Origin of the sequence: Mycolicibacter sinensis (genome assembly GCF_001667945.1) — a bacterium.
Taxonomy (GTDB): domain Bacteria; phylum Actinomycetota; class Actinomycetes; order Mycobacteriales; family Mycobacteriaceae; genus Mycobacterium; species Mycobacterium sinense_B.
Genome location: NZ_LZJK01000015.1, coordinates 1 through 22,569 on the forward strand (window position 1 = coordinate 1; position 22,569 = coordinate 22,569).

General features: G+C 68.3%; 20 protein-coding genes and 2 riboswitches. Of the genes, 19 read left to right on the top strand and 1 reads right to left on the bottom strand.

What is annotated here, in order from left to right:
• Positions 1-106: riboswitch (M-box (ykoK) riboswitch) on the top strand. This riboswitch is flagged as partial in the annotation.
• A gap of 433 nt (positions 107-539) precedes the next feature.
• The 7 genes from A5694_RS00760 to A5694_RS00790 all read left to right on the top strand — a co-directional run bounded on the left by A5694_RS00760 (position 540) and on the right by A5694_RS00790 (position 6,920).
• Positions 540-1,745, top strand: coding sequence for a PPE family protein (locus A5694_RS00760; RefSeq protein WP_064919952.1), 1,206 nt, complete (start codon positions 540-542; stop codon positions 1,743-1,745).
• 21 nt (positions 1,746-1,766) lie between these two features.
• Complete coding sequence (locus A5694_RS00765) at positions 1,767-2,480, top strand: MgtC/SapB family protein (RefSeq protein WP_064919953.1); 714 nt, start codon at positions 1,767-1,769, stop codon at positions 2,478-2,480.
• Positions 2,481-2,525: 45 nt separating this feature from the next.
• The gene (locus A5694_RS00770) at positions 2,526-3,434 is read left to right on the top strand and encodes a sterol desaturase family protein (protein ID WP_064919979.1); all 909 of its coding nucleotides are present in this window, start codon (positions 2,526-2,528) and stop codon (positions 3,432-3,434) included.
• A 121-nt stretch (positions 3,435-3,555) separates the two neighbouring features.
• On the top strand, positions 3,556-4,140 hold the full coding sequence (locus tag A5694_RS00775; RefSeq protein WP_109535549.1) for a LysM peptidoglycan-binding domain-containing protein: 585 nt from the start codon (positions 3,556-3,558) through the stop codon (positions 4,138-4,140).
• A 146-nt stretch (positions 4,141-4,286) separates the two neighbouring features.
• On the top strand, positions 4,287-4,940 hold the full coding sequence (locus A5694_RS00780; protein WP_064919955.1) for a hypothetical protein: 654 nt from the start codon (positions 4,287-4,289) through the stop codon (positions 4,938-4,940).
• A complete protein-coding gene (locus tag A5694_RS00785) occupies positions 4,937-5,437 on the top strand; it encodes a VOC family protein (RefSeq protein WP_064919956.1) in 501 nt (166 codons plus the stop codon). Before A5694_RS00780 ends, A5694_RS00785 begins: the two co-directional genes overlap by 4 nt.
• Before the next feature lie 31 nt (positions 5,438-5,468).
• Positions 5,469-6,920, top strand: coding sequence for an FAD-binding protein (locus A5694_RS00790; RefSeq protein WP_064919957.1), 1,452 nt, complete (start codon positions 5,469-5,471; stop codon positions 6,918-6,920).
• 101 nt (positions 6,921-7,021) lie between these two features.
• Here A5694_RS00790 and A5694_RS00795 read toward each other — a convergent pair whose 3' ends face one another.
• Entirely contained in the window at positions 7,022-8,956 is a 1,935-nt protein-coding gene (locus A5694_RS00795; protein ID WP_064919958.1) for an ABC transporter ATP-binding protein/permease, read from the bottom strand.
• Between the two features lie 86 nt (positions 8,957-9,042).
• On the opposite strand from A5694_RS00795, the gene secA2 reads away from it, so the two are divergent.
• The 12 genes from secA2 (at position 9,043) to A5694_RS00855 (ending at position 22,569) form a co-directional block, all read left to right on the top strand.
• The gene (secA2, locus tag A5694_RS00800) at positions 9,043-11,442 is read left to right on the top strand and encodes an accessory Sec system translocase SecA2 (protein ID WP_109535547.1); all 2,400 of its coding nucleotides are present in this window, start codon (positions 9,043-9,045) and stop codon (positions 11,440-11,442) included.
• Positions 11,443-11,451: 9 nt separating this feature from the next.
• A complete protein-coding gene (locus A5694_RS00805) occupies positions 11,452-12,066 on the top strand; it encodes a CDP-alcohol phosphatidyltransferase family protein (protein ID WP_064919960.1) in 615 nt (204 codons plus the stop codon).
• Positions 12,059-12,991, top strand: coding sequence for a DUF881 domain-containing protein (locus A5694_RS00810; RefSeq protein WP_064919961.1), 933 nt, complete (start codon positions 12,059-12,061; stop codon positions 12,989-12,991). The genes A5694_RS00805 and A5694_RS00810 overlap by 8 nt, the downstream gene beginning before the upstream one ends.
• A 67-nt stretch (positions 12,992-13,058) precedes the next feature.
• Positions 13,059-13,391: a small basic family protein gene (locus tag A5694_RS00815; protein WP_064919962.1), complete on the top strand. Its 333-nt coding sequence runs from the start codon at positions 13,059-13,061 to the stop codon at positions 13,389-13,391.
• A 4-nt stretch (positions 13,392-13,395) separates the two neighbouring features.
• Positions 13,396-14,181: a DUF881 domain-containing protein gene (locus A5694_RS00820; protein ID WP_109535548.1), complete on the top strand. Its 786-nt coding sequence runs from the start codon at positions 13,396-13,398 to the stop codon at positions 14,179-14,181.
• A 28-nt stretch (positions 14,182-14,209) separates the two neighbouring features.
• Positions 14,210-14,623, top strand: coding sequence for a glycine cleavage system protein GcvH (gcvH, locus tag A5694_RS00825; RefSeq protein ID WP_064919963.1), 414 nt, complete (start codon positions 14,210-14,212; stop codon positions 14,621-14,623).
• A 175-nt stretch (positions 14,624-14,798) separates the two neighbouring features.
• On the top strand, positions 14,799-15,284 hold the full coding sequence (gene garA / locus A5694_RS00830) for a glycogen accumulation regulator GarA (protein ID WP_064919981.1): 486 nt from the start codon (positions 14,799-14,801) through the stop codon (positions 15,282-15,284).
• A 1-nt stretch (position 15,285) separates the two neighbouring features.
• Positions 15,286-16,023, top strand: coding sequence for a MerR family transcriptional regulator (locus tag A5694_RS00835; RefSeq protein ID WP_064919964.1), 738 nt, complete (start codon positions 15,286-15,288; stop codon positions 16,021-16,023).
• A 123-nt stretch (positions 16,024-16,146) separates the two neighbouring features.
• Positions 16,147-16,641, top strand: a complete 495-nt coding sequence (locus tag A5694_RS00840; RefSeq protein ID WP_064919965.1) for a bifunctional nuclease family protein — start codon at positions 16,147-16,149, stop codon at positions 16,639-16,641.
• A 233-nt stretch (positions 16,642-16,874) separates the two neighbouring features.
• Positions 16,875-17,510 (top strand): MerR family transcriptional regulator, encoded by a 636-nt coding sequence (locus A5694_RS00845; RefSeq protein ID WP_064919966.1) that lies wholly within the window; start codon positions 16,875-16,877, stop codon positions 17,508-17,510.
• A 45-nt stretch (positions 17,511-17,555) separates the two neighbouring features.
• Positions 17,556-17,653, top strand: a riboswitch (glycine riboswitch).
• 159 nt (positions 17,654-17,812) lie between these two features.
• On the top strand, positions 17,813-20,671 hold the full coding sequence (gene gcvP / locus A5694_RS00850; protein WP_064919967.1) for an aminomethyl-transferring glycine dehydrogenase: 2,859 nt from the start codon (positions 17,813-17,815) through the stop codon (positions 20,669-20,671).
• 302 nt (positions 20,672-20,973) lie between these two features.
• The gene (locus A5694_RS00855) at positions 20,974-22,569 is read left to right on the top strand and encodes a hypothetical protein (protein WP_064919968.1); all 1,596 of its coding nucleotides are present in this window, start codon (positions 20,974-20,976) and stop codon (positions 22,567-22,569) included.

The window sequence follows — 22,569 nt, forward strand, 5'->3', positions numbered from 1 at the left end:
CTCCTCCCGGATTAAGGGTTGAGCCCAAGTGGCTTCCGGACCTGCATTGTTTGCGCAGGTCAGGACACGCCGTGCAGTGCCGAAGCTCTGACGAGAGGGGTGCGGAGTCCGGCTGTGCCGCCGGGCGGATTCACCTCTTTGTGCAGACGTGCAGGCACCCGCGCGTGCCCCGGCCGAGAGGAGGTGAGAGCGACATTGAGTCCGAGTGATAGTTCCAATCCGAGATCGATGGTCGTCTCCTTCAATCTCGGTACCGCTTTCACCAACTGATTCTCACCGGCGCTGAACTCGTCGACTGGCGTGCCTTCCGCTCGCGGAATGCGCCAGGATTCGGCATGTCTTGAATTCGCTTGCCAGCTTTGACTTTCGCCGCGCAGCGATTCTCCAACATGCCCAGCTCCGGCATGTCGCCATGACCGGCCGCCCGACCCTTCTTGCCGTCTGAAACACGGCTGCACACGCATCGGGACATCGACCGTGCCTGCACACCGCCAAGACCGCCCAGCGATCAAAACCACCGATCAAAAAGGAGCAATGCCATGGACTTCGGAGCATTCCCGCCGGAGATCAACTCCGCTCGTATCTACACCGGACCCGGCTCGGGACCAATGATGGCCGCCGCCGGGGCCTGGGACAAGATGGCCGCCGAGCTCGCCGCCGCCGAGGCCGCCTACCAGTCGGTCATCAACGGACTCGTCAGCGAAGGCTGGATGGGACCGGCGTCCAACGCGATGGCCGCCGCGGCGGCGCCCTACGTCGCGTGGATGGGCACCACCGCCGCTCAGGTGGAGCAGGCTGCGGCACAGGCGAAGGCGGCCGCCGCGGCGTTTGACGCGGCGTACGCGATGACGGTGCCGCCGCCACTGATCGTGGCCAACCGCACTCAGCTCGCGATGTTGGTGGCCACCAACATTCTGGGCCAGAACGCCGCGGCGATTGCGGCCACCGAGGCGCACTACGGCCAGATGTGGGCTCAGGACGCCGCCGCGATGTACGGCTACGCGGCCGCTTCGGCAGCGGCCACCAAGGTGACGCCGTTCACCCCACCGCGCGAGGTCGCCGACCCGTCGGCGCAGGGCGCCCAGCAGGCCGCAGTCGCCCAGGCTGCCGGCAACGCGGCCTCGTCGAACGCGCAATCCACGTTGTCCCAAGCGCTTACCAACACCCCGCAGACGCTGCAGAGCCTGTCGTCGCCGGTGCAGCCGCCGACGCCGCCGGTCACCGGAGGCGATGGGATCAGTACCGGTGATCTGACCAACGCCATGACCAACCTGATGAGCAGCTCGTTCTCCCCGATGGGAGCGGCCGGGATCTCCAATTTCGCCGCCGACATGGCGGTGGTGCGTGGTGCGGCCATCGCCGCGGGTGACCCCCTGGGCCTGGGCGCCATCGACCCGTTCACGCCGATGCTCGGCGGACTCGGCGGGCTCGGTCACGGGATGCACGGCCTGGGCAGCGGGCTGGGCGGCCTCGGCACGGCGTCTGCGGCCATGGGTCAAGCCTCCACCGTCGGTGCGCTGTCGGTGCCGCAGTCGTGGGCAGCCGCGGTTCCCGCTACCGCAGCGCCGGGCACCTCGGTCGCGGCCACCGGCTGGACGGTGGCCGCGCACGCCCCCGAGCCGGGCGCGGCCGGGATGCCGGGGGTGCCGTTGGCCGGAGCCGGCCAGGGCCGCAACTACGGCTTCGCCGCCCCGCGCTACGGCTTCAAGCCCACGGTGATGGGTCGGCCGGTGGTCGCCGGTTAGCCCGTGTGACAGGGTTAGCTCATGCAGACGCTGAGCGTCGCGGAGTTCACGCTGCGACTGGCCGTCGGATTGGGCTGCGGTGCACTGATCGGGCTGGAACGACAGTGGCGGGCCCGGATGGCGGGGCTGCGCACCAACGCGCTGGTGGCTGCCGGCGCAACGCTGTTCGTGCTGTACGCGGTCGCCGCCGGCGACACCAGCTCCACTCGGGTCGCGTCCTACGTGGTATCCGGGGTGGGGTTCCTCGGCGGCGGGGTGATCCTGCGGGAAGGGTTCAACGTCCGCGGCCTGAACACCGCGGCCACCCTGTGGTGCTCGGCCGCCGTCGGAGTGCTGGCGGCGGCCGGGAACCTGCTGTTCGCGGTGATCGGTACCGGCGCGATCGTCGGCACCCACCTGTTGCTGCGGCCGCTGGGCCGGCTGATCGACCGCGATCAGCACATCGAGGAGGACGAACCGCAGTCGCCCTACCAGGTGCAGGTGATCTGCCGGCCGAAATCCGAGAAGTACCTGCGCGCTCAGATCGTGCAACACACGGCCGGCAACGACTTGGTGCTACGCGGGATCCACACCGGCCGGGCCGCCGAGGACAACATCGCGCTCACCGCGTCCATGCTGTCCGACAGCCGGGCGCCGGACCGCCTCGAGCGGCTGGTCGGCGAATTGTCGCTGCAGCCGGGCGTCTACGCGGTGCACTGGCACTCCGAGGATCAGGCGTCGCTGTCGCCGGAATAATCACGGGCGAAGCACTCTAGGCTGGCGTCGGCGGAGGTGAGCATCATGGATTGGATCGCGGGGGTGTGGTCGGTGTTGCCTGCGCCGATGCGCGACCCGGTGCTGTTCGCCATTCCGTTCTTCCTGCTGCTGCTGACCCTGGAATGGACTGCGGCGCGCAAGCTCGAAGATCTCGAACGCGGGTCCTACCGCGCCAGGGACGCCTGGACGAGTATCTCGATGGGACTGGTGTCGGTGGCCACCACCGCCGGCTGGAAGTTGCTCGCGCTGTTCGGCTATGCGGCCATCTACACCTATCTGGCGCCGTGGCACCTGTCGCCGAAGGACTGGTACACCTGGGTGATCGCGATCCTCGGCGTGGATCTGCTGTATTACACCTACCACCGGATCGCGCACCGGGTGCGGCTGATCTGGGCCACCCACCAGGCCCACCATTCCAGTCAGTACTACAACCTGGCCACTGCGCTACGGCAGAAGTGGAACAACAGCGGCGAGATTCTGGTATGGATTCCGTTGCCGCTGATGGGAATTCCGCCTTGGATGGTGTTCGCTGCATTCTCGGTCAACCTGATCTACCAGTTCTGGGTGCACACCGAACGGATCGACAAGCTGCCGCGGATCATCGAGTTCGTCTTCAACACTCCGTCGCACCACCGGGTGCACCATGGGATGGACCGGGAGTATCTCGACAAGAACTACGGCGGCATCCTCATCATCTGGGACCGGATGTTCGGCACCTTTGCGCCCGAGCGGTTTCGTCCGCACTACGGGCTGACCAAACAGGTCGACACCTTCAACATCGTGACGCTGCAGATCCACGAGTACGCCTCGATCGTCGCCGATGTGCGCGGCGCGACCCGCTGGCGCGACCGGCTCGGATATGTGTTCGGCCCGCCCGGCTGGCAGCCGATGCCGTCGGGAGCCGCAGACGCGTCCGCGGCGCTGCGGCAATGACGCATTGGGGAGCGCACCGAGTGCTGTTCGCATAGGCTTGCGACGTCGTATCACGGCGACGAACGCCCCGGCGCGTCCGGCCGCGGCGACCCGATCAGAAGGGAACAATGTGGCACAGAGCTTGGGAGACACGCTCACCGCAGGAAAGAAGCTCGTCAAAGGCGAGTCGCTGACCTCCAAGAACGGGGCCTACACCCTGACCTTGCAGGATGACGGCAACCTGGTGCTGGCCTCACGCGGTAAGGCGATCTGGGCTTCCGGCACCAACGGCAAGGACGTGGTGCGCGCCGAGGTGCAGTCCGACGGCAACTTCGTGCTCTACACCGCGGACAAGCCGGTCTGGCACACCGACACCAAGGGCAAAAAGGACGTCAAGCTGGTGCTCCAGGACGACCGCAACCTGGTGCTGTACGCCGCCGACGGTGCTGCGTGGTCCACCAAGACCGAGACCGACGCTCCGCCGCCTCCCGAGGAGCCCACGGCGCAAGCAGCTGCCGAGGCCCCGCAGGCCCCCGAGGCACCCGAGGCGCCTGCGGCTCCCGCAGCGCCGGCCGCACGCAAGTACACCGTTGTCTCCGGTGACACCCTGTGGGCCATCGCCGAGCGGTTCTACGGTGACGGCAACAAGTACCCGCAGATCGCGGAGGCCAGCGGTATCGCCAACCCGGACCTGATCCACCCCGGTCAGGAGTTGACGATCCCCTGATCGCCGCTGACGGCCGACGCGGCGGCCCGGAACCCACACGGGGCCGGGCCGTCGCGCTGCGCCGGTGATCACGGCGGTCGAATCCCGGCCGGACTGGAACCGGCCCTCAACGATCGGAGTCGACGGTGCGCGGGCGCATTGGGCGGATGCTGGCGGTGGGTGTTGCGGTCGCGGCGACGGCCGCGTCTCCGGCGATCGGCACGGCTCGAGCCGATCCGGTGCTGGTGTTTCCCGGCATGGAGATCCACCAGGACACCCATGTCTGCACGCTCGGCTATGTCGACCCGATCATGCGGGTTGCCTTCACCGCCGGTCACTGCCGGGGCAGCGGGCCCGTCACCGACCGGGCCGGAAACGTCATCGGCTCCTTGGCGACCTTCCGCGACAACACGCCCAACGGTGCCACCGTCAACACCGACCAGGTGATCGCCGACTACGAGGCGATCGTGTTGTCCGACGGTGTCGACACCAATGACATTCTTCCCGGTGGTCTGCGGCTTGAGGCCGGCCCGGACGACGGGGTGGCCCCCGGCGAGCCGGTCTGCCACTTCGGCATCGTCACCGGAGAGACCTGCGGAACTGTCGAGCGGGTCAACAACGGCTGGTTCACCATGGGCCACGGTGTTCGCAGTCAACAGGGTGACTCCGGCGGCCCGGTGTATGTGGTCCGCGGCCCCGGGCTGGCCCGGATCGTCGGCCTGTTCAACAGCGTGTGGGGTGAGTACCCGGCCGCCGTGTCGTGGTCGGCCATCTCCCAGCAAGTCCGCGAAGACGTCGGCGTACCGGCCCCGCCGACATGAGAGCGTCTGCCCGACCGCCCGTCCAGATCGCTTGGGTCACCAGAGATCTGGCCGCTACCGAATCGATGCTGAGCGCACTGTTGGGGGTGCGGAAGTGGGTCCGCATGCCGGGTGTGCACTTCGCCCCGGACACCTGCAGCTACCGCGGCGAGCCGGCGGATTTTGTCGCCGACATCGCGCTGAGCTATGTCGGTGACATGCAGCTGGAGCTGATCGCGCCGGTAAGCGGGCACAGCATCTATCACGACTTCCTCGCCGACAGCGGGCCCGGACTGCACCACATCTGTGTGGAGGCCGATGACGCCGACGGCTTCGCTGCGATGGTCGACGACGCGGCCGCCCACGGCGCCGATATCGTCTCCCAGGGGGTGATGCCCGGCGGTATGCGCTTCGCCTATGTGTCGGCTCCTGACGCCGGTGTGCCGTTTGTGGAGATCGCGCATATCCCGCCCGAGATCCGAGCCTTCTTTGACTACATCAAACGGGAGCAGCGGTGAGCTGCACCGGAGACGAAAGGGAGTGGCGCCAATGAGCACCGAGATACCCGAGGCCATCAGCGCCGACACGGTGACATCGTGGTCCGATGACGTCGACGTGGTGGTGATCGGCTTCGGCATCGGCGGCGGCTGTGCGGCGGTCAGCGCGGCGGCGGCCGGGGCCCGGGTGCTGGTGTTGGAGCGTGCCGCCGAGGCCGGCGGCACCACCGCGATGGCGGGCGGGCACTTCTACCTCGGCGGCGGCACCGCGGTGCAGCAGGCCACTGGGCACCCGGACTCACCGGACGAGATGTACAAGTACCTCGTCGCGGTGTCGCGCGACCCCGAGCACGACAAGATCCGGGCCTACTGCGACGGCAGCGTCGAGCACTTCAACTGGCTCGAAGAACTCGGAATTGCGTTCGAGCGCAGCTATTACCCGGAGAAGGCGGTGATCCAGCCCAACACCGAGGGACTGATGTTCACCGGCAACGAGAAGGTGTGGCCGTTTCTGAACGAGGCTGTTCCGGCGCCGCGAGGGCACAAGGTTCCGGTGCCGGGCGACACTCAGGGCGCCAAGATGGCAATCGACCTGTTGCTCAAGCGGGCCGACAGCCTGGGGGTGGTGATCCGCTACGAAACCGGTGCCACCGGCCTGGTCACCGACGCCTCCGGCGCCGTCGTGGGGGTCACCTGGAAGCACTTCACCGAAAGCGGTGTCATCAAAGCGAAGTCGGTGGTGATCGCCGCCGGCGGCTTCGTGATGAACCCGGAGATGGTCGCGCAGTACACGCCCAAGCTGGCGGAGAAGCCGTTCGTGCTGGGCAACACCTACGACGACGGCCTGGGCATCCGGATGGGGATGTCGGTGGGCGGCGCCACCAAGCACATGGACCAGATATTCATCACTGCGCCGGTCTACCCGCCCTCGATTCTGCTCACCGGGATCATCGTCAACAAAGAGGGCAAGCGCTTTGTCGCCGAGGACTCCTACCACTCACGCACATCGGGGTTCGTCATGGACCAGCCCGACAGTGCGGCCTTCCTGATCGTCGACGAAGCCCACATGCGCAAGCCGCAGGTGCCCTTGGTGCCGCTGATCGACGGCTGGGAGACGGTGGCGGAAATGGAAGCCGCGCTGGGCATTCCGGAAGGAAACCTGGTGGCGACCCTGGACCGCTACAACAGTTATGCGGCGCGCGGCGAGGACCCGGACTTCCACAAGCAGCCGCCGTTCCTGGCCCCGCAGGACACCGGACCGTGGGGCGCCTTCGACCTGTCGCTGGGCAAGGCGATGTACGCCGGATTCACCATCGGGGGGCTGGCGACGTCGGTCGACGGCCAGGTGCTGCGCGACGACGGCAGCGCGGTGCCGGGGCTCTACGCCGCCGGCGCCTGTGCGGCCAACATCGCCCAGGACGGCAAGGGTTATGCCAGTGGCACCCAGTTGGGGGAGGGTTCGTTCTTCGGCCGCCGCGCCGGAGCGCACGCGGCAACTCGCTAGCCGAAGTACCCCCAACCTTTCCCCGCCGAGCGTGAAGGTGGCTTCACGCTCGGCGCCGAACGTGGAGATGGCTTCACGTTCGGCGAAGGGGGAGGCGGGGATCAGACCGGGGACAGATCCCAGCGGCCTTGTCCGAGCAGTTCCAGCACGTGCTTGTGGTGCTGGCGGACGGTGTGGCGGTGGCTGACGCTGACCAGGATGGTGTCGGGCAGCTCGGAGCGCAGCAACCGGTACAGCATCAACTCCAGGCCTTCGTCGAGTGCAGACGTCGACTCGTCGAGGAACGCGGCCTTGGGCCGGGTCAACAGCAGCCGGGCGAACGCCACCCGCTGCTGCTCGCCGGGGGAGAGCACCTTGGCCCAGTCCTCGACGTCGTCGAGCCGGTCGACCAGATTCGGCAGCGCCACCTTGACCAGTGCCTCGCCGATCTCGGTGTCGGAGACCTCACCGGCCGAGAGCGGATAGGCCACCACCGCGCGCAGATCGCCCAGCGGGATGTAGGGCAGCTGGGAGATGAACATCGTCGCGTTGGCCGCATCCGGGCGCCGCAGGGTGCCCGAAGCGTAGGGCCACAACTGGGCCAGGCTGCGCAGCAGCGTGGTCTTGCCGCTGCCCGACGGCCCGGCGATCATCAGCGCATCGCCACGGTCGAGGTGCAGGTCGAGCGCCTCGATCAGCGGGTCGCCGTCGGGGTTGCGCACCTCGACGCCCTCGATCGCCACGGTGCCGTCCGGGCTGGGCATGACCAACAGCTCGGGCAGCTCGCGGGCCTGCTTGTCGGCCTCGACCAGCCCGTGCAGACGGATGATCGCGGCCCGGTAGCCGGCGAAGTTGTCGTAGGCGTTGCGGAAGAATGACAGGCCGTCGTGGATGTTGCCGAACGCGGCCGCCGTCTGCTGCACCCCGCCGAACATGATCTGCCCGGAGAACAGCCGCGGCGCCTGAATCACCCAGGGCAGCGGCACGATCGCCTGGCTCACCGACAGGTTCCATCCGTTGAAGCCGATGGTCCGGTTCACGAACTTCAGGTAGTTGTCGATGATCCCGTTGAACCGCTGCCGCAGCTGGATCCGCTCGGCGAGCTCGCCCCGGTAGAACGCGACGGATTCGGCGGCATCGCGCACCCGCACCAGCGCGTACCGGAACGCGGCGTTGGTGAGCTCGTTGCGGAAACTCAGCAGGATCAGCGGCCGGCCGATCCAGAACGCGACGACGGTGGCGACCGTGACATAGACCAGCACGATCAAGAACATCGCGCGCGGGATGTCGAACCCGAGGACGGTCAGCGTGCCGGACAGGTTCCACAGGATCGCGGTGAACGACACCACCGACACCATCGCCTGGACCGCGCCGAACAGCAGCGTGCTGCCGGTGCCGTTGGCCGGCGCGTTCGGGTTGGCGCCGTTGCCGGCGGTGAAGATGTCGATGTCTTGTTGGATGCGCTGGTCGGGGTTGTCGATCGCGCCTTCGATGGCCTCGCCGACCGACGGGTCCAGCGGGGTCTTGACGAAGTGCGCGCGGTAGTAGGCCCGGCCCTCCAGCCAGTCGCCGGTCAGCCGCTCGGTGAGCCAGATGCGCCAGTTCACCATGAAGTGCTGGGTCAGGTAGATGTCGAGCATCACCCGGGCCACATGCAGCACCGCCATCAGGCAGAAGATGCCGATCGATACCCAGAACCCGTGCACACCCGACTGTTTCACCGTGTCGTCGCCACCGGCGGCGCCCTGGAAGGCGGTCTGCAGCGAGGAGAACATGTCGTTGCCCTGGAAGCTGAAGAGCACGTTGAGCCGGACCGCGGTGATCACCGACAGCAGCAGCACGCCCAGCATCAGCCAGACCCGGATGCTGTCGCGCCCGCTGAAGTAGTCGCCGGTGATCGCCCAGAACTGCCGGCCCCAGCGGGTGCTCACCCGCAGCAGCGCCACCACGGCCACCACACAGACGGCGCTGATCGTCCACGCCATCGCAATCCACAGCAGCGAGTCAGGCAGTGCGTGCGCCCAGTCGATGGATGGCTTGAACACCTTCGAGTCCACTGCCACGTCTCCTTGCCGCCGGAACTGCCGGCCGGTAGATCGGAAATCCCGTGCGAAACCTACCGCGTAGCGCGGCGCGGCGTCAGATGAGCACCGCCGAACCAGCCCGGTACGGTTGTGCTGTGGCTAACACGTCGAAAACGGTCTCCGCGACCACGCGCGCCAAGTCGGGCCGGCTGAGCGGAAAATTCTGGAAACTGCTGGGCGCCAGCACCGAGAAGAACCAGAGCCGTTCGATGGCCGAGGTCGCCGCGGCCGCCGACTACGCCAAGAAGGCCGCCGGGCTCGACGACGACCAGCTGCGCCAGGCCGCGCAGCTGCTCAAACTCAAGGATCTGGCCGACGCCTCGGACATCCCGCAATTCCTGGCGATCGCCCGGGAAGCCGCCGAACGCAGCATCGGGCTGCGTCCGTTCGATGTGCAGCTGCAGGGCGCGCTGCGGATGCTGGCCGGCGATGTGGTCGAGATGGCCACCGGCGAGGGCAAGACGCTCTCGGGTGCGATCGCCGCCGCCGGTTACGCCATCGGCGGCCGGCATGTGCACGTCGTGACCATCAACGACTACCTGGCCCGCCGCGACGCCGAATGGATGGGGCCGCTGCTGACCGCGATGGGCGTGACGGTCGGCTGGATCACCGCTGACTCCAGCGCGGCCGACCGCCGCGCGGCCTACCGGTGCGACGTCACCTACGCGTCGGTCAACGAGATCGGCTTCGACGTGCTGCGTGACCAGCTGGTCACCGACGTCGAGGACCTGGTGTCGCCCAATCCCGACGTGGCGCTGATCGACGAGGCGGACTCGGTGCTGGTCGACGAGGCGCTGGTGCCGTTGGTGCTGGCCGGCACCACGCACCGCGAGACCCCCCGGATGGAGATCGTCGAGCTGGTCGGCCGGCTGACCCCCGGCGTGGACTACGACTCCGATGAGGACCGGCGCAACATCCACCTCACCGAGGTCGGCGCCCGCAAGGTCGAAAAGGCCCTGGGCGGTATCGACCTGTATGCCGAGGAGCACGTCGTGTCCACGTTGACCGAGGTCAACGTGGCCCTGCACGCCCACGTGCTGCTGCAGCGCGACGTGCACTACATCGTCCGCGACGGCAAGGTGCAGTTGATCAACGCCTCCCGCGGCCGGATCGCCGCCCTGCAGCGCTGGCCGGACGGCCTGCAGGCCGCAGTGGAGGCCAAAGAGGGCATCGAGACCACCGAGACCGGCGAGGTGCTCGACACCATCACGGTGCAGGCACTGGTCAACCGGTACCCCACGGTGTGCGGCATGACCGGAACGGCGCTGGCGGCCGGTGAACAGCTACGCCAGTTCTATCAACTGGGGGTCTCGCCGATCCCGCCGAACATGCCCAACATCCGCGAGGACGAAGCCGACCGGGTCTATATCACCGCCGCGGCCAAGAACGACGCCATCGTCGAACACATCGTCGAGGTACACGCCACCGGGCAGCCGGTACTGGTCGGAACCCACGATGTCGCCGAGTCCGAGGAGCTCCACGCGCGGCTGCGCAAACGCGGGGTCCCGGCGGTGGTGCTCAACGCCAAGAACGACGCCGAGGAGGCCACCGTCATCGCCGAGGCCGGCAAGCTCGGGGCGGTCACCGTCTCCACCCAGATGGCCGGACGTGGCACCGACATCCGGCTCGGCGGCTCGGAAGGGGCCGACCACGACCGGATCGTCGAACTGGGCGGCCTGCACGTGATCGGCACCGGCCGGCAACACACCCAGCGCCTGGACAACCAGCTGCGCGGCCGGGCCGGCCGCCAGGGCGACCCCGGCTCGTCGGTGTTCTTCTCCAGCTGGGAGGACGAGGTCGCCGCCACCAACCTGGAAGCCAACAAGCTGCCGACCGACACCGACGAGGACGGGCGGATCCTGAGCCCCAAGGCCTCCGGGATGCTCGACCACGCCCAGCGGATCGCCGAAGGCAAGCTGCTCGACATCCATGCCAACACCTGGCGCTACAACCAGCTGATCGCCCAGCAGCGCGCCATCATCGTCGAGCGGCGCAACACGTTGCTGTCCACCCCGGCGGCCCGCGAGGAACTCGCCGAGCTGGCCCCGCAGCGCTACGCCGAGCTGCGCGAGAAATTCGGCCAGGACGATCAGGACCCGGATGCAAAGCTGGAGAAGATCTGCCGGCTGATCATGCTCTACCACCTCGACCGCGGCTGGGCCGATCACCTGGCGTTCCTGGCCGACATCCGGGAGAGCATCCACCTGCGGGCCCTGGGGCGGCAGAATCCGCTCGACGAATTCCACCGGATGGCGCTGGATGCGTTCGCCTCGCTGGCCGCCGACGCCATCGAGGCGGCACAGCAGACCTTCGAGACCTCCGAACAGATCGAGACCGAGCCAGGCATCGACCTGTCCAAGCTGGCGCGGCCCACCTCGACGTGGACCTACATGGTCCGGGACAACCCGCTGAGCGACGACACCATGGACGCGCTGAGCCTGCCCGGGATCTTCCGCTAGGGGGCCGGGATGCCTGCCGGGTCCGGCTCGGACCGAGTCCAAGACCGGGTGCTGACGGTGCCCAACGTCATCAGCCTGGCCCGACTCGCACTGATTGGGGTGTTCCTGTATCTGCTGCTGGTCGCCCGGGCCGACGGGCCGGCCGTGGCGACCCTGATGCTCAGCGGCGCCTCGGACTGGGCCGACGGCAAGCTGGCCCGGCTGCTGGATCAGTCGTCGTCGCTGGGTGCCCTGCTCGACCCGGCGATCGACCGGCTCTACATGGTGGCGGTCCCGGTCGCCTTCGGGCTGCGCGGCCTGGTGCCGTGGTGGATCATCGGCACCCTGCTGGCCCGCGACCTGCTGCTGGCGGCGGTGCTGCCGGTGTTACGCAGCCGGGGGTTGACCGCGTTGCCGGTGACCTATGTCGGCAAAGCCGGCACCTTTGCGCTGATGTCGGCGTTTCCGCTGATCCTGCTCGGACAGTGGGACGCGCTGGCCAGCCGGGTGGTGGCGGCGGTCGGCTGGGCCTTTTTGATCTGGGGGCTGGGCATGTACCTGTGGGCGTTCGTGCTGTACCTGATCCAAGTGGCGCTGGTGGCCCGCACCATGCCGAAACTCGCCTCCCGAGCAGCAGATGTCTGAACCGTTCTTCGCGCTCAGCGGCTATGAAGGCCGGGGAAGCTGGGGAGCCCACGAGGCCGGCCGGCCGCAGCGATTCGCGGTGCCCTCGCTGCTGCGCTCGCTGCTGTCCGAGCACCTCGACCCCGGCTACGCCGCTGCGGCGGCCGAACGCGACCGGGGCGGGCAGGGCACCGCCAGGCGGCAGCGGATTGCGGGATGGGCGTGGGAGGCGGTGGCGGCGCTGCTGGTGGCGACGGTGTTCGCCGTCGCATTCGCCCAGGCCAAGTCGCTGGCGCCCGGGGTGCGCGACGCCCAGCAGGTGCTGGCCGCCAACGTGCGCTCGGCCGAAGCCGTGACCGGTCGGCTCGCCGACAAACGTGACACGTTGACCAACGGGGTCGACGAGTTGCGCAGGCACCGGCTGGCCGACGACGCCGAGGGCCAGCGGGTGCTGGCCGGCCTCGACGCGCTCAGCCTGGCGGCCGCCAGCACCCGGGTGACCGGCCCGGGCCTGACCGTCACGGTGACCGACCCGGGCGCCGGGCGAAATCTCTCCGATGCCTCCAAGCAGCGGGTGTCGGGCAGCCAGCAGATCATCTTGGACCGCGACCTGCAGCTCGTCGTGAACTCGCTGTGGGCCAGCGGCGCCGAGGCGATCGCGATCGGTGATGTGCGCATCGGCCCGAACGTGACGATCCGGCAGGCCGGCGGCGCGATTCTGGTCGACAACAAGCCGATCAGCAGTCCCTACTCGGTACGCGCCATCGGGCCGCCGCGTGAGCTGCGTGACGCCTTCGACCGGACCCCCGGGTTGTACCGGCTGCGGCTGCTGGAGGTGTCCTACGGGGTGGTGGTGCGCGTCGACGGCCGGTCCGGTGCCGACCTGACCTTGCCGGCGGGTTCGGTGCGAGATGTGCGGTTCGCCAAACAGATGGGGGAGTCGTGACGCAAGCTTGCGCTGCAAGCCGTGGCGCCGTCGGCGCCGAAGCTCGGGAGGCCGGAGTGAGTACTCGATGATCGGGATCGCCGCGCTGATCGCCGGCATCGTGCTGGGACTGGTTTTTCATCCCAGCGTTCCGGAGGTGGTTGCGCCCTACCTGCCGATCGCCGTGGTGGCGGCGTTGGACGCCGTGTTCGGCGGTCTGCGTGCCTACCTGGAGCGGATCTTCGACGCGAAGGTGTTCGTCGTGTCGTTCGTGTTCAATGTGCTGGTCGCCGCGCTGATCGTCTACCTCGGTGACCAGTTGGGGGTCGGCACCCAGTTGTCCACCGCGATCATCGTGGTGCTGGGCATCCGTATCTTCGGCAACGCAGCAGCGCTGCGTCGACGACTGTTCGGAGCCTGACGCAGTGGGTACCGATCCGGTGCCGCACGGGCGCCACGAGCTGCCCGAGACGCACGATCGTGCGCCATCCCAGCGTGGCCCCCTGGGGCTGAGAAAGGGCCGCTCCGGGCCGCTGTTCGGGGTGCTGGCGATGCTGTTGTGCCTGCTGCTGGGGGTCGCGATCGTCACCCAGGTCCGCCAGAACGACTCCACCGACGCCCTGGAAACGGCTCGGCCGGCAGATCTGCTGGTGCTGCTCGATTCGCTGCGCCAGCGCGAGGCTGCGCTGGGCACCGAGATCGCGGAGCTGCAGCAGACGCTCAACGCGCTGCAGGAGTCCGGCAGCAGCGACCAGGCCGCCATCCAGAACGCCCAGGCCCGGCTCTCCGCGTTGGCGATCATGATCGGCACCGTCGGCGCCGTCGGGCCCGGTGTGGTCATCACCGTCGAGGATCCGGCGCGGGGCGTCGCACCGGAGACGATGCTCGACGTGATCAACGAGTTGCGGGCCGCCGGCGCCGAAGCGATGGAGGTCCGCGACGGCACGAAGGCGGTGCGGATCGGTGTGGACTCCTGGGTCGCCGGTAGGCCAGGGGCGCTGGAATTCGACGGGACAGCCTTGGCGCCACCGTATTCCGTTGTGGCGATAGGCGATCCACCCACCCTGGCGGCGGCGATGAACATTCCCGGCGGGGCGGTCGACAGCGTCAAGCGGCTCGGTGGCGCCGTGGGCGTGCACCAGGCCGACCACGTGGAGGTGACCGTGTTGCGGCAACCGAAACCACGCCAATACGCTCAGCCAGTCAAGTGAACCCGACAGCGCAAGGAGCACGATCACCGTGAGCTCGGAAAGCCTCGTTCCATCCGATCTGTATTACACCGCTGAGCACGAGTGGGTTCGGCGCACCGGGCAGGACACCGTCCGGGTGGGCATCACCGACTTTGCGCAGGCGGCACTGGGTGACGTGGTTTTCGTGCAACTGCCCGGCGTGGGCAGCGAGGTGACCGCGGGGGAGAGCTTCGGCGAGGTGGAGTCGACCAAGTCCGTTTCGGATCTCTACGGTCCGATTTCGGCGAAAGTGGTTGCCGTCAACGCCGATCTGGACGCCAGTCCGCAGCTGGTGAACTCCGACCCGTACGGCGCCGGCTGGCTGCTGGATCTTCAGGTCGCAAGCGGTGACTCCGACGCGCTGGATCAGACCCTGTCGGGACTGCTGACCCCCGACGCGTACCGCTCGACGCTGGCCGAATGAACCTTGCTAGCCTCCCTGCCGGGACGCGCCGGGCATTCCGCGACACGATCCCGCGGTGCGGGGCACATTATCGACCGCTGCGCGGTACGGTCGAACCAACGAATGTGGGTCCGGTGCCATGGAAGTCCGGCGGGTGCGACCAGGTAGCACGACAGTGGCCAGTGAGGAGCAGCGGGTGACGGAGAAGGACCCAGCAAATGGGCAGGACCAGGCGGGCGACGAGGTCACCGTGGAAACCACATCGGTCTTCCGCGCCGACTTCCTGAGCGAACTCGACGCACCCGCGCAGGCGGGCGGGGAGAGCCTGACCTCGGGCGTCGAGGGGCTGCCGGCGGGGTCGGCGCTGCTGGTCGTCAAGCGGGGCCCCAACGCGGGGTCGCGTTTCCTGCTCGACCAGCCGGTCACCGCCGCAGGACGTCATCCCGACAGCGACATCTTCCTCGACGACGTCACGGTCAGCCGCCGTCATGCCGAATTCCGGCTGGAGGGCAACGAATTTCAGGTCGTCGACGTCGGCAGCCTCAACGGCACCTACGTCAACCGGGAGCCGGTGGATTCGGCGGTCCTGGTCAACGGCGACGAAGTCCAGGTCGGCAAGTTCCGGCTGGTGTTTTTGACCGGCCCCAAGACGGGTGAGACCGAGGCCGGGCCGGGGAGCTGAGTTGAGCGCGCCTGACAGCCCTGAACTGGCCGGGATGTCGATCGGAGCGGTATTAGATCTGCTTCGGCCCGAATTTCCGGATGTCACGATCTCCAAGATCCGATTCCTGGAGACCGAGGGGTTGGTAACGCCGCAGCGCGCGGCGTCGGGCTATCGCCGGTTCAGTGCTTATGACTGCGCCCGGTTGCGGTACGTGCTGACCGCGCAACGCGACCACTACCTGCCGCTGAAGGTGATCAAGGCGCGGCTGGACGCCGAGCCGGACGGGGCGCTGCCGCTGACCGAGTCGCCCTATCCCGTCCCGCGGTTGGTGCCGGCCGTCGGCGACGGCGCCCACAACGGCGCGGTGCTGCCCACGCCGCCGCGGCGAGTCCGGCTGAGCCGCGAGGATCTGCTGGAACGCTCGGGCGCAGATGATGCCTTGTTGACGGCGCTGGTCAGGTCCGGCGTGATCACCGCCGGGCCGGGCGGATTGTTCGACGAGCACGCGGTCGTCATCGCGCAGTGCGCCCGGGGGCTGGCCGACTACGGCGTCGAGCCACGGCACCTGCGGCCGTTCCGCTCAGCCGCCGACCGGCAGTCCGACCTGATCGCCCAGATCGCCGGACCGCTGGTCAAGGGCGGCAAAGCCGGTGCCCGTGACCGCGCCGACGACCTGGCGCGTGAGGTCGCGGCGCTGGCGATCGCACTGCACACCGCGCTGCTCAAGTCGGCGGTACACGACGTTCTGCACGGCTGAGGACTAGACTTCGCCTCGGCGGCTTGTTGTGCGACATGCGGTTGTCCGACCGGGGGTTTCGCAGCGAGTCGGGCTGGCACACAGCCACGTGAGACACAAGCAAATGCGGAGGGCTGACTGGAGATGGGTGAAGTACGCGTGGTCGGCATTCGCGTCGAGCAGCCACAGAATCAGCCCGTGCTGTTGCTGCGCGAAGCCGATGGCGATCGATACCTCCCGATCTGGATCGGGCAGGCCGAAGCCGCCGCCATCGCACTGGAACAGCAGGGTGTGGAGCCGGCCCGGCCCCTGACCCACGACTTGATCCGCGACCTGATCGCCGCGCTCGGACATTCGCTCAAAGAGGTCCGGATCGTCGATCTGCAGGAAGGCACCTTCTATGCCGACCTGATCTTCGACCGCGACATCACGGTCTCGGCACGGCCGTCGGATTCGGTGGCGATCGCGCTGCGGGTCGGAGTGCCGATCTACGTCGAGGAGGCGGTGCTGGCCGAGGCGGGCCTGCTGATTCCCGACGAGAGTGACGACGAGGCCTCCGGCGCGGTGCGCGAAGACGAGGTGGAGAAGTTCAAGGAGTTTCTCAATAGCGTGTCGCCCGACGATTTCAAAGCAACCTGACCCGGCGCGGCGGCCTCAGCCCAGTCACAGATCCGTTTCATCTGTGAGCGGCCCGACGACACGCCCATCGGCAAAGCGTGGCGCGGAAAACGCGGCCTCCATACTTGGTCAACGGCGGGAACAACGGCGCGGCGGCTCGTCGGACAGCGTATGCTCACCAGCAACTCGGGCAAGAGCAAACGCGGCTACCGGCCAGCCAGTGGCAACGAGCGCGATCGGCGAGAGGAAGCATCGTGGGCGAGCAACCGGGGCAGGATCAGCTGGACTTCACGGGTCAGACCCCATCGGCCTCGGACGGCGGCGAGGGTGCCGTGACCGCTTCCGCCGAACCGGTACAGGCCGGCCTGTTCCCCGATGACTCCGTCCCCGACGAACTGGTCGGCTACCGCGGCCCCAGCGCCTGCCAGATCGCCGGCATCACCTACCGCCAGCTGGACTACTGGGCCCGGACCTCGCTGGTGGTGCCCTCGATTCGGGGTGCCGCCGGTTCGGGCAGCCAGCGGCTGTACTCGTTCAAAGACATCCTGGTGCTCAAGATCGTCAAGCGCCTGCTCGACACCGGTATCTCGCTGCACAACATCCGGGTCGCGGTCGATCACCTGCGGGAGCGCGGGGTCCGGGACCTGGCCAATATCACCCTGTTCTCCGATGGCACCACCGTCTACGAGTGCACCTCGGCCGAGGAAGTCGTCGACCTGCTGCAGGGCGGACAGGGCGTGTTCGGCATCGCGGTGTCGGGTGCCATGCGGGAACTGACCGGGGTCATCTCCGAGTTTCCCGGTGAGCGTGCCGATGGGGGCGAGTCGATCGCCGCACCGGAAGACGAACTGGCCAGCCGCCGCAAGTTCCGCGACCGCAAGACCGGTTAGGGCGGCGATTCCGCGGCTGCCCGCCGGGTAAGCTGGTAGCGCATCGCACTCGACGCGGGAGAGTTCTGGGGCAGCCAGCCGCAGACGCCGAAGGAGCAACACCTCTCCGATAACCTCTCAGGCCCATGGACCGCCCGGGATTCCGATGCCTCTGGAAAGTGGTGGGCGACGGCCCACCCGCCGATGGGGAAAGGCCAGCAACCGCGCCCGGCGCGGCGGCATCGGCCGAAGCTCTCAGGCGCCTGGCGTACGGGTGAAGACAGAGGGGGAGGGCCAGATCGATTCGTCATAGCCCACTCCCCATGCCAGGAGACTCACTCGTGAGCGAACACACCGAAGCCCGTTTCCCGAACTTTCAGGACCGGCACATCGGCCCCGACCCTGCCGCCATCGCCACCATGCTCGCCACCATCGGCGTGGACTCGCTCGACGAGCTGGCCGCCAAGGCGCTGCCGGCCGGCATCCTGGACGCGCTGCGGCCCGACGGCGTCGCGCCGGGCCTGGAGGTCTTGCCGGCCGCGGCCACCGAGACCCAGGCCCTGGCCGAGTTGCGAGAGCTGGCCGACGCCAGCACGGTCGCGGTGTCGATGATCGGCCAGGGCTACTACGACACGCTCACCCCGCCGGTGTTGCTGCGCAACATCATGCAGAATCCGGCCTGGTACACCGCCTACACCCCGTACCAGCCAGAGATCAGCCAGGGCCGGTTGGAGGCCCTGCTGAACTTCCAGACCATGGTCGCGGACCTGACCGGGTGCGAGATCGCCAACGCCTCGATGCTCGATGAGGGCACCGCCGCCGCCGAGGCGATGACCCTGATGCACCGCACGGTGCGCGCGAAGACCAACCGGCTGGTGGTCGACGCCGACCTGTTCACCCAGACCGCGGCGGTGCTGGCCACCCGGGCCGAGCCGCTGGGCATCGAGATCGTCACCGCCGACCTGCGGGACGGGCTGCCCGAGGGCGACTTCTTCGGGGTGATCACCCAGTTGCCGGGCGCGTCCGGCCGGGTCACCGATTGGTCGGAGGTGATCGAGGCCGCCCACGAGCGGGGTGCGATGGTGGCGGTCGGCGCCGATCTGCTGGCCTGCACGCTGATCACCCCGCCCGGCGAGATCGGCGCCGATGTGGCGTTCGGCAGCGCCCAGCGCTTCGGGGTGCCGATGGGCTTCGGCGGGCCCCACGCCGGCTATCTGGCGGTGCACGCCAAACACGCCCGCCAGCTGCCGGGCCGGCTGGTCGGGGTATCGGTGGATGCCGATGGGTCACCGGCCTACCGGCTGGCGCTGCAGACCCGGGAGCAGCACATCCGCCGCGACAAGGCGACGTCGAATATCTGTACCGCGCAGGTGCTGTTGGCGGTGATGGCCGCGATGTACGCCGCCTATCACGGCGCCGAGGGCCTGACCGCGATTGCGCGTCGGGTGCACGGCCACGCGGCGAAGATCGGCGCCGCCCTCGGTGACGCGCTGGTGCACGAGCGCTACTTCGACACCGTGCTGGCCCGGGTGCCGGGCCGTGCCGACGAGATCATCGCCGCGGCCAGGGCCGCCGGCATCAACCTGTGGCGTGTCGACGCCGACCATGTCTCGGTGTCCTGCGACGAGGCCACCACCGACGCTGATGTGACCGCGGTGCTGCAGGCGTTCGGGGTTGACCCCGCCGAGCCGGTGTCCTGCGGCATCAGCACCCGGACCTCGGAATTCCTTACCCACCCGGCCTTTTCGCGCTACCGCACCGAAACCGCGATGATGCGCTACCTGCGTGCGCTCTCGGACAAGGACATCGCGCTGGACCGCAGCATGATTCCGCTGGGCTCCTGCACGATGAAGCTCAACGCCGCGGCGGAGATGGAGCCGATCACCTGGCCCGAATTCGCGCGCCAGCACCCGTTCGCGCCGGCCGAAGACGCCGCTGGGCTGCGCCGGCTCATCGCCCAGTTGGAGAGCTGGCTGGCCGGGATCACCGGGTACGACGCGGTGTCGCTGCAGCCCAACGCCGGCTCGCAGGGCGAATACGCCGGCCTGCTGGCGATCCACGCCTTTCACGCCAGCCGCGGCGAGTCCCACCGTGACGTCTGCCTGATCCCGTCCAGCGCGCACGGCACCAACGCCGCGTCGGCGGCGCTCGCCGGGATGCGGGTCGTCGTGGTGGCTTGCCGGGAGAACGGCGATGTCGACCTCGATGACCTGCGGGCCAAGGTCGACGAGCACGCCGCGACGCTGTCGACGCTGATGATCACCTACCCGTCCACCCACGGGGTCTACGAGCACGACATCGCCGAGATCTGCGCGGCCGTGCACGACGCCGGCGGACAGGTCTACGTCGACGGCGCCAACCTCAACGCGCTGGTCGGGTTGGCCCGGCCGGGGCGCTTCGGCGGCGACGTCAGCCACCTGAACCTGCACAAGACGTTCTGCATCCCCCACGGTGGCGGCGGGCCCGGCGTAGGGCCGGTGGCGGTACGGTCGCACCTGACCGAGTTCCTGCCCGGACACCCGCTGGCCCCCGAATTGCCCGGCGGCCCACCGGTATCGGCGGCCCCCTACGGGTCGGCTTCCATCCTGCCGATCACCTGGGCCTACATCCGCATGATGGGGGCGGCGGGCCTGCGGGCGGCGTCGCTGACCGCGATCGCGTCGGCGAACTACATCGCCCGCCGCCTCGACGAGCACTTCCCGGTGCTCTACACCGGGGAGAACGGCATGGTCGCCCACGAATGCATCCTGGATCTGCGCGCGATCACCAAGGCCACCGGCGTGACGGTCGACGATGTCGCAAAACGCTTGGCGGACTACGGGTTCCATGCCCCCACCATGAGCTTCCCGGTCGCGGGCACCCTGATGGTGGAGCCCACCGAGAGCGAGAGCCTGGCCGAGGTGGATGCGTTCTGCGAGGCGATGATCGCCATCCGCGGCGAAATCGACCGGGTCGGCGCCGGTGAGTGGACGGCCGACGACAACCCGCTGCGGGGCGCCCCGCATACCGCCGAGTGCCTGATGGTCGATAAGTGGGAGCACCCCTACACCCGGGAGCACGCCGCCTATCCGCTCGGTCGCGACTTCCGCCCCAAGGTGTGGCCGCCGGTGCGCCGGATCGACGGCGCCTTCGGCGACCGCAACCTGGTCTGCTCGTGCCCACCGGTGGAAGCCTTCGCCTGAGCCCGCGGGCCCGCCACCGCTGCTGCTGCTTCGAGGGGACGGCATGAGAGCAACAAGGCCACTTGTTGTGTTTCGCTTCGCCACCGCGTGTGCACGGTATGTAATAGCACTGGATCGGCTGACCCGCGCGGCGCCGGCGGCTCCAGGACAGGACCGGCTGCTCGGCGCCGGCCTAGGGTAGGGAGCCACCAGAGTCCGGACCGGTATCCGAGGCAAAAATCAGCAAAATCTCATCTACAGCCAAAATATAGTTTAAGCTGGTCTCACTTTGTCGGTGACGGGGATCACACTTAGGAGACACCATGCAGCAACTTGCGCTTCGCCCTTACCTCACCGCCGGCATCGCCGTTGCGGGCGCCGGAATCATCGCGGTCGCGCCGGTGTCGCCGGTCGCGCCGGTCTTGCCGGGCGCCGGAGCTGAGTTCCATGCCGTGCAGTTGACCGACGCCTGGTCGGATCTGTTCACCCACACCACGGCGAACCTGACCAACATCAGCGACAATGCCGACTGGTCGGCGATCACCGCCGTCTTCGGCAAGCTGTTCACCGACCCGTTCGGGGTGCTCGCGGCGTTCACCAGCATCACCCCGACGGTCACCACCGATATCTCGGAGCTGCCGGCGTCGGTCTCGGTGCAGCTGCCGCCCGGGCTGGAACTGGCGATCGCCAGCATGGGCGCGCAGGCGCTGGCCTCCCAGGCGATCAGCAACGCCGCGGCCGAGATGGCCAACGGGAACTTCTCCGGGCTGTTCAGCGCGCCGGCCACCATCGCCGACGCCTACCTCAACGGCGCGCAGAACGTCAGCCTGCTCGGCGGCATCATCAACATCCCGGTGCTCAACGGCATCCTGGCGCCCGAGCAGAACTTCGAGGTCGACCTCAACCTGGCCAAGCTGCTCGACGCCTTGGGGTTGGGCAACCTGGACTTGAGCAACCTCAACGTAGACGACCTGCTGAATCAGCTGGGCCTGGGCACCCTGACGCTGGGCAGCCTGCTCGATGCCCTCGGGATCAGCGACGACGGCCTGGGCGACCTGCTCAAGCTCGGCAGCAACATCACCAACCTGGGCGGGCTGCTGGGCTTCCTCGGCCTGGGCGACCTCGGGCTGGGCAGCCTGAGCCTGACCGGCATCTTGAGCGGCCTGGGGCTCGACACCGACGTCAACCTGAACGACCTGAGCTTGGACAGCGTGCTGAACGTGTTCGGGATCAACCCGGAGATCAACCTCGGCCTGGGGCAGTTGCTCACCGATCTGGGCTTCGGCAGCCTGGTCGACTCCTCGCTGGGTGACCTACTGAGCGGGTTGCCCGGCGGCGTCCTGACCGGCATCACCGGTGTGCTGAACTCGGTGATCGGAACCTTGATCCAAAGCGTCCCGCTCCTGGGTCCGCTGCTGGACCAGCTGCTCAACACCGTGCTGCTCACCCCGCAGAACCTCATCGACGCCCTCAACAGCGTCACCTTCGGCGACCTGCTCGGCGGCCAGAGCATCAGCGAAACCGTCAGCTCCCTGTTGGGGGCGCTGGGCGTCGCGCTGCCGACCGGGGATCTGACCATCGGCGGAATACTGGAAGGCCTGGGCTTCGCCCCCGCGACCGGGGACCTGACGCTCAGCGGCCTGCTCGGCGGCCTGGGACTCGGTGGCCTCGACATCACCGGGCTGCTCAACGGGCTGGACCTGGGTGATCTGGTCGGCGGTCTCGGGCTCGACAACCTGCCGCTGAACCTCGGCAGCCTGGTCGGCGACCTGTCGGATCTGAACTTGGCTGACCTGCTCAACGACCTGGGTCTGGGCGACCTGGATCTGGCCAACATCAGCGTCGGCTCATTCGGTGGGATGATCACCCAGCTGGTGGACGTCATCCCGCAGCAGATCCTCGACTTGCTGGGCGCCTAG

Excerpts from the sequence above, each read along its gene's own strand:
- A5694_RS00815 (WP_064919962.1), top strand. The coding sequence starts at position 13,059 with ATGATCGGGATCGCCGCGCTGATCGCCGGCATCGTGCTGGGACTGGTT.
- A5694_RS00770 (WP_064919979.1), top strand. The coding sequence starts at position 2,526 with ATGGATTGGATCGCGGGGGTGTGGTCGGTGTTGCCTGCGCCGATGCGC.
- A5694_RS00790 (WP_064919957.1), top strand. The coding sequence starts at position 5,469 with ATGAGCACCGAGATACCCGAGGCCATCAGCGCCGACACGGTGACATCG.
- A5694_RS00855 (WP_064919968.1), top strand. The coding sequence starts at position 20,974 with ATGCAGCAACTTGCGCTTCGCCCTTACCTCACCGCCGGCATCGCCGTT.
- secA2 (WP_109535547.1), top strand. The coding sequence starts at position 9,043 with ATGAGCACCGCCGAACCAGCCCGGTACGGTTGTGCTGTGGCTAACACG.
- A5694_RS00840 (WP_064919965.1), top strand. The coding sequence starts at position 16,147 with ATGGGTGAAGTACGCGTGGTCGGCATTCGCGTCGAGCAGCCACAGAAT.
- A5694_RS00765 (WP_064919953.1), top strand. The coding sequence starts at position 1,767 with ATGCAGACGCTGAGCGTCGCGGAGTTCACGCTGCGACTGGCCGTCGGA.
- A5694_RS00780 (WP_064919955.1), top strand. The coding sequence starts at position 4,287 with ATGCTGGCGGTGGGTGTTGCGGTCGCGGCGACGGCCGCGTCTCCGGCG.
- A5694_RS00805 (WP_064919960.1), top strand. The coding sequence starts at position 11,452 with ATGCCTGCCGGGTCCGGCTCGGACCGAGTCCAAGACCGGGTGCTGACG.
- A5694_RS00760 (WP_064919952.1), top strand. The coding sequence starts at position 540 with ATGGACTTCGGAGCATTCCCGCCGGAGATCAACTCCGCTCGTATCTAC.
- gcvP (WP_064919967.1), top strand. The coding sequence starts at position 17,813 with ATGCCAGGAGACTCACTCGTGAGCGAACACACCGAAGCCCGTTTCCCG.
- A5694_RS00785 (WP_064919956.1), top strand. The coding sequence starts at position 4,937 with ATGAGAGCGTCTGCCCGACCGCCCGTCCAGATCGCTTGGGTCACCAGA.
- A5694_RS00810 (WP_064919961.1), top strand. The coding sequence starts at position 12,059 with ATGTCTGAACCGTTCTTCGCGCTCAGCGGCTATGAAGGCCGGGGAAGC.